Origin of the sequence: Skermanella aerolata KACC 11604 (genome assembly GCF_000936425.1) — a bacterium.
Classification (GTDB): domain Bacteria; phylum Pseudomonadota; class Alphaproteobacteria; order Azospirillales; family Azospirillaceae; genus Skermanella; species Skermanella aerolata.
In genome coordinates this window covers 39,746-50,787 of the sequence record NZ_AVFK01000045.1, presented here as the reverse complement: position 1 = coordinate 50,787, position 11,042 = coordinate 39,746, and the positions used below count along the sequence as shown (strand labels likewise).

8 protein-coding genes and 1 pseudogene are annotated in these 11,042 nt (G+C 61.1%); 5 read left to right on the top strand and 4 right to left on the bottom strand.

What is annotated here, in order from left to right:
- Positions 1-11 precede the first annotated feature (11 nt).
- The 4 genes and pseudogenes from N826_RS46065 to N826_RS32325 all read right to left on the bottom strand — a co-directional run bounded on the left by N826_RS46065 (position 12) and on the right by N826_RS32325 (position 3,557).
- Positions 12-389, bottom strand: coding sequence for a recombinase family protein (locus tag N826_RS46065; protein WP_084721363.1), 378 nt, complete (start codon positions 387-389; stop codon positions 12-14).
- Between the two features lie 342 nt (positions 390-731).
- A pseudogene (locus N826_RS43610) lies at positions 732-1,834 on the bottom strand (IS3 family transposase); the annotation flags it as partial.
- 128 nt (positions 1,835-1,962) lie between these two features.
- Complete coding sequence (locus N826_RS32330) at positions 1,963-2,478, bottom strand: PIN domain-containing protein (RefSeq protein ID WP_044435865.1); 516 nt, start codon at positions 2,476-2,478, stop codon at positions 1,963-1,965.
- Positions 2,466-3,557, bottom strand: a complete 1,092-nt coding sequence (locus N826_RS32325) for a helix-turn-helix domain-containing protein (RefSeq protein ID WP_044435863.1) — start codon at positions 3,555-3,557, stop codon at positions 2,466-2,468. The genes N826_RS32330 and N826_RS32325 overlap by 13 nt, the downstream gene beginning before the upstream one ends.
- Before the next feature lie 146 nt (positions 3,558-3,703).
- Here N826_RS32325 and N826_RS42205 point away from each other — a divergent pair, with 146 nt between their 5' ends.
- From N826_RS42205 to N826_RS32305, 5 genes are all read left to right on the top strand, one after another.
- The gene (locus N826_RS42205; protein ID WP_244619772.1) at positions 3,704-3,886 is read left to right on the top strand and encodes a DUF2188 domain-containing protein; all 183 of its coding nucleotides are present in this window, start codon (positions 3,704-3,706) and stop codon (positions 3,884-3,886) included.
- Positions 3,887-3,909: 23 nt separating this feature from the next.
- Positions 3,910-5,040, top strand: coding sequence for an anti-phage 6A-MBL system MBL-fold protein (gene mblB / locus N826_RS32320; protein WP_044435862.1), 1,131 nt, complete (start codon positions 3,910-3,912; stop codon positions 5,038-5,040).
- Complete coding sequence (gene cap2-3 / locus N826_RS32315; protein WP_044435860.1) at positions 5,040-7,316, top strand: anti-phage 6A-MBL system cap2_3 protein; 2,277 nt, start codon at positions 5,040-5,042, stop codon at positions 7,314-7,316. Before mblB ends, cap2-3 begins: the two co-directional genes overlap by 1 nt.
- Positions 7,317-7,321: 5 nt before the next feature.
- The gene (locus N826_RS32310) at positions 7,322-8,545 is read left to right on the top strand and encodes a patatin-like phospholipase family protein (RefSeq protein WP_280178513.1); all 1,224 of its coding nucleotides are present in this window, start codon (positions 7,322-7,324) and stop codon (positions 8,543-8,545) included.
- Between the two features lie 270 nt (positions 8,546-8,815).
- The gene (locus tag N826_RS32305; RefSeq protein WP_044435856.1) at positions 8,816-9,634 is read left to right on the top strand and encodes an IS6 family transposase; all 819 of its coding nucleotides are present in this window, start codon (positions 8,816-8,818) and stop codon (positions 9,632-9,634) included.
- The last annotated feature ends 1,408 nt before the right edge of the window (positions 9,635-11,042 follow it).

Genomic DNA, 11,042 nt, shown 5'->3' with positions numbered 1-11,042 from the left:
ATCCGCTGTCCTCAACAAACCATCAAGGCGGCCTTCGTCGGAGGCTTACCGCTAACCAAGTCACGCAGCCGATCCAAGGCGGGGCGTTCGAGAGTCGTGCCGCTGTAACCGTCGTCGATACAAATCATGTCGGATGGTAACGACAAACCGCGCTGTTCGGCCGCTCGGCGCAGGGCGTCTACTTGGCTCTCGATTGTCTGCTCTTTTTCCTGCCGCTCTGACGACACCCGCGCATACGCTGCTGCGAGGCTCAAAGGTCGCTTCCTGTCCGACGCGCCGGTACCGGTGTTGATACCTCGGCCGCCTGGTTGCGCGAAGTCTTCAACCTCCTGGACTGCTGACCCAGAAGGTCGAGGGCCTGCCAGATCCGTTGCTTGGCTTCTCGGCATGGGACTCGCTCCCCGATAATATTCACCGCCTGTAGCGGTGCATCTTCAGCCGCTCGGCAAGCGCCGCTGATTTTAGACGACATGGGCTTTTCCTTCGCACGTCCACGTGCGCAAAGAGAACCGCAGTCAGTCTATGCTAATCACATTGACCTGTGACTTCAGGGTTGATGTGATTGGCATCGCGGTGGCAGTGGTCGTGTGACCTCGAAGCACAGCCGGTTTTCGATTATGACCATACCCGTAGGTGAGCATTTCCCCGGTTCCCGATCTTGCTCGGGAAGCGGGGGAAGCGGAACCGTTCGGCGCAGCCGATCGTCCCGATGTCCACGGGCATTGGATCTCGTAGATCTGCCGGGGCGTCCGGTAGCCGTGCGCCTGATGAAGGCGTTCCTCGTTGTAAAAATGCAGCCAATCCCCAATGCCCGCCTTGGCCTCAGTAATCGAAGCGTAGGCGTGCAAGTACACGTTCTCATACTTCAAGCTTCTCCACAGCCGCTCAACAAAAATGTTGTCCATGCACCGGCCCTTACCGTCCATGCTGATCTTGATACCGTGGGCCTTCAGCACGCCGGTGAAGTCAGTGCTGGTGAATTGACTGCCCTGATCGGTATTGAAGATTTCCGGTCGCCCGAACCGCCGCAACGCTTCTTCCAAAGCATCGACGCAGAAGTCGGCGTGCAGTGTGTTCGAAATCCTCCAGGCCAGCACTGCCCGCGAGTGCCAGTCCATGATCGCCACCAGGTAGATGAAGCCCTTGGCCATCGGAATGTAGGTCACGTCGCTGCACCAGACCTGGTTGGCCCGGTCGATCGTCAGGCCGCCGAGCAGGTAGGGGTATTTGGCGTGCTCGGGCGCCACCTTGCTGGTGTTGGGGCGCTGGTAGATAGCGACCAGTCCCATCAACCGCATCAGGCGCTGAACCCGCTTGCGATTGACGGGGAAGCCCTGGGTGGCCAGCCACGCCGCCATGCGGCGCGACCCGTAGAAGGGCCGCGCCAGGTACTGGCGGTCGATCAGCTCCATCAGCCGGAGATCGTCCGCGCTGACCGGAGCCGGACGGCGGTAGACAGAGGCCCGGCTGACATCCAGCAGGTGGCACTGTCGGCTGACGGACAAGGTGGGATGCGCGCGGTCGATCATCGCGCGACGCTCGGCCCGGCCTACTTGCCGAGCCTCCTGGCCAAAAAATCATTCTCGACCTTCAGCTGGCCGATCTGGCGGTAGAGTTCGCCGACCTGGACTTCGCTGATCTTGTCGTCCCGCTCGCTGCCGTTCTCGAACACGCCGGCCGCGCCGTCGAGCAGCGCCTTCTTCCAGGCGTGGATCTGGCTGGGATGGACACCATACTCGCCGGCCAGTTCGCCAACCGTGCGATCGCCCTTGAGCGCTGCCAAGGCCACCTTTGCCTTAAACGTCGCGCTGTGCTTCTGCCGAGATTGCTTCATGACTGCTCCTGTTTCTGAGCCGTTTATAGAAGCAGGACTCTCGCATCGTCACCTGTCTCAGATCCGGGGTCCATCTCAAGCACCGCCTGCGAACAGACACTTGCAAGTAAACCGCTGTTTCGCAAGGTCTAGCTCATCAGCCGGCGAAGCGCCCGCAGGCGCTTGTCGATCTCCTCGGCGGGCAGGAAAACCGCCGGATCGCCGCGCCAGGTTTCGAGCGCGCTGACGAGCAGCTCTAGTGGTCGCCATCCAGCGTCCTGCAGAAGATCGATAATCCACAAGACACCATGGACCTCGATACCCATCTCGCCGGCGCTTTTGCGCAAGAGCTGATCCCCTGTCAGCAGAACCGCATTGTCGTGCCGCGCCGTCGCGACCAGGCAAAAACAGTCATTCGCGGACAGTCGGCCGCGCTGTGCCTTGATCGCCAGCGCCTCGCTCACGGCGTCGGGCGGCAGGTCGAAAGTTTCGACCCCGCTGTCATCCAGCAGCTGCCACTCTTGTGCCGTGAACTCTAGCAGTTCGGAAGCGCGCACTGGATAGGGAACCACGAAACGGTGCGGCAACGACAGGGCGGCATGCAGAAGGCGCGCCTTGCGCAGGTCGATCAGGCAACAGGCATCGTTGACGATTACGCATGCCACTGCTCGCGAGGCCCCCTGATCCCCCTTTCGATCTCCGGAAGCGGTTTTCCGAGAAGCTGCGCCGCGCGCACGGGTGAAATTAACTGCTCAGCAAGCGCGCGGTAAACCAGACCCTCGAAACGCGCTGGCCGCTCGAACGCGCCCAACCCTTCGCCATCCTCGATCGGCTCCGGCTCCTCAAACCGCCACCTGTTCGCATAGGTGCGGAAAGCATAGGAGGTCACGGCTTCGGGAAGAATACCGACATCACGCAGGCGCACCAGAATTGCTGCCGCCGAGACGCCGTAGAACTTCTTGAGCTGCATGATTTCGCGGTAAGCGACGCCATGTCGCCGTGATCCGACTTCCTGCTTTAGATGTTTGCCTGGGACGAGGAAGGCACCGGCGAAACGATTCATTGCGGTTTCCAGCTTGATGGCGGTGCCCGCCACGCCCTTTATGACGCGGTGCGCCAATTCGTGCGCTAGGGTAAATCGCTTGCGCTCGATATTGATATGCAGCGCAATGACGATCGCATGGATGGATGAGCGGTTGCTAGTACGCCGCACCTCACAGGTGAGCCCGGATATCTTCTCCGGGAAATCCGCTTCAATGACCTTGATGCCAATTTCTTCCAGTAACCCAGTCATGCTCGGAATGGGATCGAATCCGAGATGCCATTTCTCGCGAAGCATGTCGGCCAACTGCTCCGCCTCTTCATAGCTCGCGACGCGATCGCAGCGGACGGCTGCGAAAGGATCATCCACTGGCGGCAGGTCGAGAATGTCTTCCACCGCGAGGTAGTTTTCGAGCGCCTCGGTCACGATCACCTCTACGCAGGCGCGGTCGCGTGCGGAAGCGCCTGAGTGTTTGCGGAACTCAATGCCCGCCAGCTCCTCGACTTCGCCGCTCATCAGGAAGTCGAGCGACACGCCGAGCGCCTTACCGAGCCCGACAAGGACGCGCGAACTCGGCATCATCTCTCCCGACTCGTACTTGCTGATCGCCTGCGCACTCACTGGCGGGTCCATGATCTCGGCAAGCGCCCGCAGCGAAAGGCCCGCCTTTTTCCGCGCGATCTTCAGCCTCTCCCCCAACATGGCGGTCGCTCCTTTCTTTAGCGGTTGACAAACCGCATTTTTATAAGCAACTTGTAAACATGAGGTTGATAAAAGTCAAACCTTTTTGGACGGAAGGACGGCGAAATGTCCAACAAAAATAAGTATGTTGCTGCGCATCAAGGTGGATGGATCGTGAAGGGCGCGGGCAGTGCCAAAGCTACGTCTGTCCACCGCGCCAGCAAGAAGCCATTGATACCGTACGCGGCATCACCATCAACCATGGCAGCAAAATGCTGATCCATGGTCGCAATGGGCAGATTCGCGAACACAACACCTACGGCAACGCCTCTTACCCGCCCAAGGGTTGAGCCTTTGAGGAAAGGAGACCATCATGGTCGCGCAAGCTCACTTTTTTCCGCTGGGTAACGCCGACACGCTGCGACTCGACATCGCCGACGGGCGCAAGGTGCTCATCGATTATGCCGACATGCGCTGCGCCGACGACGAGGATGATATGCGCTGCGATCTCCCACGGGAGCTTCGCCGCGACCTCGCCAAGGTCCGTCGCAACTATTTCGATGCCGTCTGCATCACCCATCTCGACGAGGACCACTGCAAGGGCTTCGGCGAATTTTTCTGGCTTGAACACGCCGGCAAGTATCAGGACCAGGAGCGCATTCGCATCCGCGAGCTGTGGGTGCCAGCGGCTGCCATCCTTGAAGACAACCTCGGTGGCGATGCCTGGCTGGTGCGGGCCGAGGCTCGGCACAGGCTCAAGGAAGGCAAGGGCGTATTGGTGTTCTCCCGTCCCGAAGCGCTCAGGGCTTGGATGGCGGAGAACGGCATCGACTTCGAAAGCCGCCGGCACCTCATGGTGGACGCCGGCAAACTCGTGCCCGGCTATACGAAGGAGGGGCAGGCGCAGGCCGAATTCTTCGTCCACAGCCCCTTTGGCTGGCGGCAGGACGAGAACACAGTGATCGATCGCAACCAGGATTCGATCGCCATGCAGGTCACGTTCCGGGAAGGCGGCAACGACACCTATGCGCTGCTCGGTTCCGATCTCGACCATGAAAGCATCTCGGCAATCGTGCAGGTGACCCGGAATAGGAGCAATGACGACCGGCTACTCTGGGACCTGATGAAGCTCTTCCACCACTGCTCCTACCTATCGCTCTGTCCGGATCGCGGGACCGACGAGACGAAGGCCGTACCTGACGTGAAATGGCTCTTCGAAAAACAGGGGCGCAACGGTGCAACGATTGTTTCCCCAAGCTGGCCGATCCCAACCAAGGGCTCCAAGGAGGACAATGACGTGCAGCCACCGCACCGGCAGGCAGCCAATCACCATCGCCGCGTCGTGAAGGGGCTCAACGGTCAGTTCACCGTCACAATGGAGAACCCTTCGAAAGCACGGCCGTTGACTTTCGGCTACGAGATCACCGCCTTTGGCCTCGCGCCAATCATCTTGGCACCGATGGTCAGTGCCTCCGCTGCCGCCGAAACTCCGCGGGCTGGCTGATGAGCGTCAGCGCTTGGCTCGAGGAGTTCAACGAGACGCTTGACGTTTCCGGCTTCCGCCATGCGCCGGCCAGAAGCGTCGTTCCTTATGTCCAGCGATACGCCGCGCAGGCTGGCGCCTTTGTCGAAGGTCGCCGCGACGGCGAGCGCGAACTCGTCATTCTCGATTTGCGGACAGGCGCGCCGCAGCGGCCCTTTTACCCGATCAAACCCGCCGAGCGCATCGGCATTCTTTTCGTGCGGGAGGATGTCCAGCCATTCGTCACCATGCTGCGCGACGACTTCCCCGATACCGAGCACCAGCTGCTCGTCCCGGAAGGTGTTCCGGCGACCATTTGCATCGATGACCGGCCGTGGGGCGAGGCGCGTCTCACCTGGACGCCGGCGGAGTTGATCGAACGTATCCTTTCCTGGTTCCACCGCGCGGGACGTGGCGAACTGCACGATGCGCGCCAGCCCATCGATCCTGTGATGATAGGATCGCATCTCAGCTTTTACATCGCCCGGTCTGTCCTCAACGAGGCGGATCAGGACCTGATCGCCTTCCACCGCGAGAATGACGGCAGGATGCTGCGGGTCGAACGGGCGCAGCCTAGCCGCTATCCCGACAATGCCGAGCCTTTTTCGGTTGTCACCTACCGCGTTCCGCCCGGCAATATGAAGCGCCTCAAGTATGCGCCGGACAACCTTGCGCGGCTCAGCGCCATGCTGGAGGAGCGCGGCATCCAATTGTTCCATGACCTGAAACAGCGCCTGCTCGCCTGGGTCGATCAGGGCGAAGGCGCGACCTGGCGGCTCCATGGCCGCTTCGCCATCATCGTGGAAATGCCAGTCGTCTCCCCGCGCGGGGAGCAGCAGGACGGCATCGATCACCGCGCCTTCGTCACAGGGAAGACGGCCGGCGACATTGCCGTCGGGCTTGGCGTCGCGCAGCCGTCTGGCGGGCACGGCAAGGTTGGGTATGTGAGGACCATCGGTGCAGGCGCACCGGATGAGGCTGCCATCGCCGATATCGAGATTTTCTGCGCCGAGGTCAACCTTGCTTTCGAGCCCGACCTTGCGGCGCGGCTTGCCGGCCGAGGTGCGCCGGACGGGCGCGCGGCCGTTCTTATCGGGGCGGGGGCGATCGGCTCTCACGTTGCCGACTCGCTTGCCCGCGAAGGGCGGTTTCGGTGGACGATCACCGACGATGATCGCCTGTTACCGCATAATCTCGCGCGGCACGTGGCGACCGGCACCCGCGTGATGGATCCAAAGGCCGAGGTGCTCGCTCAGCACCTGAACAGCATCAATCACGTCGCACACTGCGCGAGGCCCATCGTCGCCAATCTGTTCGAAAGCAGCGAGAAGGGCGAAGAAATCGAAAAGGCGGTTGCCGAGGCCGATATCATTATCGACGCGACCGCCTCGGTGGCTGCCGCAAGATACCTTTCAGATCACCCGGCGGCGGCACGGCGCGCCAGCGTCTTCTTCAATCCTGCGGGCGAAGGGGCGGTGCTGCTGGCGGAGCCAGCCGGGCGGACGTTGACCCTGCGCGATCTCGAAGCGCAGTATTTTGGCTTGGTGCTGCGCACCGAGCATCTGCGGGATCATCTCGGCCGCCGCGCCGAGACGGTGGCCTATACTGGCGCCTGCCGCGCCATCACCAATCGGATTCCGCAATCCTGCGCTTCCATCCTCAGTGGCCTTGCCGCGTTGGGGCTCTCGGCGGCGCTGGATGGCGAGGATGCCGCGATCACCGTCTGGAGCCTTGCGCCCGATGGCGCCGTGAGCGTGGAAGCGGCGACGCCCGAAGCGGTAACCGCGTTCCGCGCCGGAGACTGGCAGATCGCATTTGATGCCGGACTGATTCGGCGCGTTCACGTGATGCGCGATGCTAAGCTCCCCGCCGAGACGGGCGGCATTCTCTTAGGCCTTGTCGACATTCCGGCCCGGCGTATTCATCTCGTCGATGCCACGCCTGCGCCGCATGACAGCTGCGAGGAGCTAAGCGGCTTCGTGCGTGGGATCGAAGGCGTTTCGGCGATCATGGATGAGGTGCGCCTGCGCACGGCCGGACAGATTCGCTATGTCGGCGAATGGCATTCCCACCCGCCGCACAGTTCCGCCCGCCCTAGCGCCGTGGATGGCGTGCAGATCGATTGGCTCGCGGCGCTCCTGGATATGGATACGATGCCCGCCCTGATGCTGATCGCCGGCGAGGGCGAGACGGCCATCATTTTCGCGGACCAGAAGGCGGATGCGCTGCCGCAGGAGCCAAGCGTGAGAGGAGCATAACGGATTTGCATGAGCTTAGAGTAGGAATTGCGCTCTCGGGCGGCGGCGCGCGCGCCATGGCGTTTCATCTCGGCTGCCTGCGGACCTTGCAGGAGCTCGGTATTCTAGACCAAGTCAGAGTGCTCTCAACCGTCTCGGGCGGCAGTGTCATCGGCGGGCTTTATGCCGCGCATGACGGCTCGTTCGAGCAGTTCGAGGCGCAGGTCCGGGCCGTCCTGCGGCAGGGTCTTGCCCGTCCAACTCTCCGCGCAGCGTTCACCACCAGCGAAGGCCTCAAGGCGCTCGCCTGCTGGGCACTCCTTGGCACCGCCAACCTGCTGCTGATCGCCCTGAAATGGTCGTTCTGGCTCGGCAGCTTTCTTCTGCCGGCTCGCCTGCGCCCGAACTGGCGGATTGCGGACTGGCATCTGCCATTCCGGCGATTTGCCAGCCGGACCACCATCTTCCGACGGGCGGTGGACGATGCGCTCTTCAAGGGTAAGCGGGTTGGCGACCTGAAGGACCGAACGCCCCTGCTGATCGTCAATGCCGCGGAGCTGCGCACCGGGTCAGCCTTCTATTTCACGCCGCGCGAGTCCGGTTCCTGGCGCCTGGGGCGGCTTGCGCAGCCGGACATCAGCCTTGCGCATGTGGTGACCGCATCGGCCGCCTACCCGATGTTCCTGCCGGCCTTGGACGAGGTGCTTCCCTTCGACAAGCGTGACGGGTCCCGGCGGATCGAACGGGTCATTCTCACCGATGGCGGCGTGTACGACAATCTCGGCCTCGCCCCGCTCTGGCCGGACCGCGACCCGACTGTCAGCCTTAATGTCCAGGAGATTGACACCATCATCTGTTGCCGTGCCGGGTACGGGCTGCGTCACGATCCACCTAGTCAGTTTCTAATCGCTCGCCTGCAGAGCGCTATCGCCTGCATCCACGACCGGGCGCAGAACGCTGGTATCAAACGGCTGTTCGAGTTGCAGGCAGCCGGCAAGCTGCGCAGGGTCCTGCTCCCCTATCTCGGCCAGGACGACAGGCAGCTGAAATACCCGCCTGCCGATCTGGTAACGCGGGAGGAAGCCTACGCCTATCCTACGGATTTCTCCGCCATGAGCGAGGACTGGATCGACCGCCTGAGCCGGCGCGGTGCGCAGCTCACCAGGGCGCTGATCGCCGAGCACGTTCCTGAATGGATGCAACCGCCGGTTTCGCCAATGACAACGAAGGACGGCTCCTGTGCCGGATGATGATGACGGCCGGGAAAGATCACGCATGATTTTGGTGCGCAAACTGGCATAACAGCGGAGTCCATCGGGGGGACGTCCCCACCAGTTGTCAAAGAGCTGAATAAGGCTGATGGTATCGAGAAACAGTGGGTTTCCGGTGAACCGTGCCGCACCCGGCCGTCATCGCCCCAATGCCGTCACCTTGGTTCTGTCAGATCTCGGGGCAGCTTGCCGAGAGCGCTTCCAGCGGATAGGTTCCCGAGCCCATTTTGAGAGATCAAGAGAGCCGCCATGAACTGCCCGCACTGCCACTCGTCGGCGACTACGGAGCGGGAGGGGCGAACGGTTCATGGCTTCCGGCGGTTTCGGTGCCGGGATTGTGGGCGGCGGTTCAACGAGCGGACCGGCACGGCGCTGAACCGGGTCCAGGTCCCGACGGACATCGTGTTTCTCGTGGTCTTCTGGAGATTGCGTTACAAGCTGAGCCTGCGTGATCTGGCGGAGATGTTCCTGATCCGGGGCATCGTGTTCACCCACGAGGCGGTGCGAGATTGGGAAGCCAAACTGGTGCCGATGTTGGCCGAGGGTCTACGCAAGCGCCGGGCCGGTAAAGCCGGCCGGTGCTGGCACGTCGACGAGACGTATCTCAAGATTGCCGGTAAATGGTGCTATCTCTACCGGGCGATCGATCGCGACGGTAACCTGGTCGACGTCTACCTCAGCAAAAGCCGCGACATGGCAGCGGCCAAGGCTTTCCTTCGCTCCGCCAGGTCGGTCACCCAGGTCGAGCCCGAGCAGGTCACAACCGACGGCCATACCAGCTATCCCAGGGCTATTGCCGAGGAACTCGGCACGGACGTCGATCACCGCACCAGTCAGTACAAAAACAACGTGATCGAGCAGAGTCACCGGAGCATAAAAGTACGCTATCGACCGATGCGCGGCTTCAAGAATTTTGATGCGGCTCATCGCTTCTGCCGCGCCTTCGACGAGGTCCGCAACTTCCTGCGATCGGCCAGCTACATCAACCAGAACGTCTCCCTCGCCCGCCGCCGGACCATTCAAGTGCAGCGGGTGGCCGCGTTGCGGGATCTGATCTCCGTCGCCTGATACAGCTTCTGGTAGTCAGACGTCTGTTCAATGCTCAACTTGCCCCGAAGGCTGACAGATCCCTGTGCCAGAAGAGGTCGGCGGAGCTTTCGGAGGTTGAAGTTGGTCAGGATGGAACGCGAATTTTCGCCGAGCCAGGCGAAATTCCGGTGATCGTGGAGGGATGTTCCGCTGATCCGGGTGGAAATGCTCGGTTTTCCGGTGAACCAGGAAAAGCGACAGCCGTTGTCAGCTTTCCTGAATCACCGGACACAAAAGCTTGATAAAACAATGTGGTCCGTTTTCCTGGATCAGCGGAATTCTACCAGGATCGCCGGAAATCTGTCCAGGTTCGGCGGACCGCGTGGCATGGGCTTTCCCCGTAGAGGTGCTGGCGTGGGGCAGGACTGGGTCGAATCATCAGTCGGCCAGCGATAAGGCTTGGCGGGAAGTGGAGCGCCGGGAGCGCATCATCCGGCCCCTGGCGCAGAGGACGCGATATCGTACTTGCCGGACGGAATGGCGGTGGCCGACGAGCGGCTTCTGCGCCAGAAGAGGTCGGCGGGGCTTTCGGGGGTTGAAGTTGGCCAGGACGGGACGGGAATTTCCGCCGAGCCAAGCAAAATTCCGGTGATCCTGGAGGGATGTTCCGCTAATTCGGGCAAAAATGCTCGAGTTTCCGGTGAACCAGGAAAAGCGACAGCCGTGCCACCATCGCCCATTCCCGCTGCTCCTCATAACTTCCGATAATGTAACGTTATCGGAAGTTATGACACCAGTGGGCGCAATCAGCGGTGTGTCAATGTAAGATTGACTTAACTTGGATGAGCTTCAGTATCCTGCTGTTCAAATTGGACTATCCGCTGACGCAAGCGCTCAACCTCGGCTTGGAGTTGGCCGATTAGTTCGTCGCGCTGATCAATTTCCCTGGTCATCTGCCTGATCCGCTCGTGAGCGGTCCGTAGATCGCGCTCTGTTTCGACAAGTCGTTCATTCACCATTGATTGTCACCGATGCTAAATCGCCGGGATAGGTTGAACACATACAACATCAGGACAGCACCATGACGTTTGCCGAGGCTATCGCCACCGAGACCCGAGGCAAAACCCAGCGCGATCCCGATGAGTGAACGCCGGAGACTGCGCCGATAACACAGGCACAAAAGGATTAGCAGTGCGACCCGCCATTGCGTCGTTCAGTCGCCACTGACAGTCTGATCATCAAGCATCAGAAGGAGGCAATTAAGTTCAAAACAATATTTAAGGTCGTCTCGATTGTGCGCGACGTGGTTCAAGTGGTGAAGGGCATCATGGCAGCTATTAGAATCTACAAGACCGTTATGGCTTAGCCTTACTCTAAGCGCGAGGATCTGAAACTCGGCTTACGGCCAAGCAGGCGCGCTTACGACAAGGGCTTTCTATCTGAGTCC

What these genes read in the sequence shown, in the direction of transcription:
- mblB (WP_044435862.1), top strand. Translation starts at nt 3,910, where the DNA reads ATGGTCGCGCAAGCTCACTTTTTTCCGCTGGGTAACGCCGACACGCTG.
- N826_RS32305 (WP_044435856.1), top strand. Translation starts at nt 8,816, where the DNA reads ATGAACTGCCCGCACTGCCACTCGTCGGCGACTACGGAGCGGGAGGGG.
- N826_RS32325 (WP_044435863.1), bottom strand. Translation starts at nt 3,557, where the DNA reads ATGTTGGGGGAGAGGCTGAAGATCGCGCGGAAAAAGGCGGGCCTTTCG.
- N826_RS46065 (WP_084721363.1), bottom strand. Translation starts at nt 389, where the DNA reads ATGCCGAGAAGCCAAGCAACGGATCTGGCAGGCCCTCGACCTTCTGGG.
- N826_RS42205 (WP_244619772.1), top strand. Translation starts at nt 3,704, where the DNA reads ATGGATCGTGAAGGGCGCGGGCAGTGCCAAAGCTACGTCTGTCCACCG.
- cap2-3 (WP_044435860.1), top strand. Translation starts at nt 5,040, where the DNA reads ATGAGCGTCAGCGCTTGGCTCGAGGAGTTCAACGAGACGCTTGACGTT.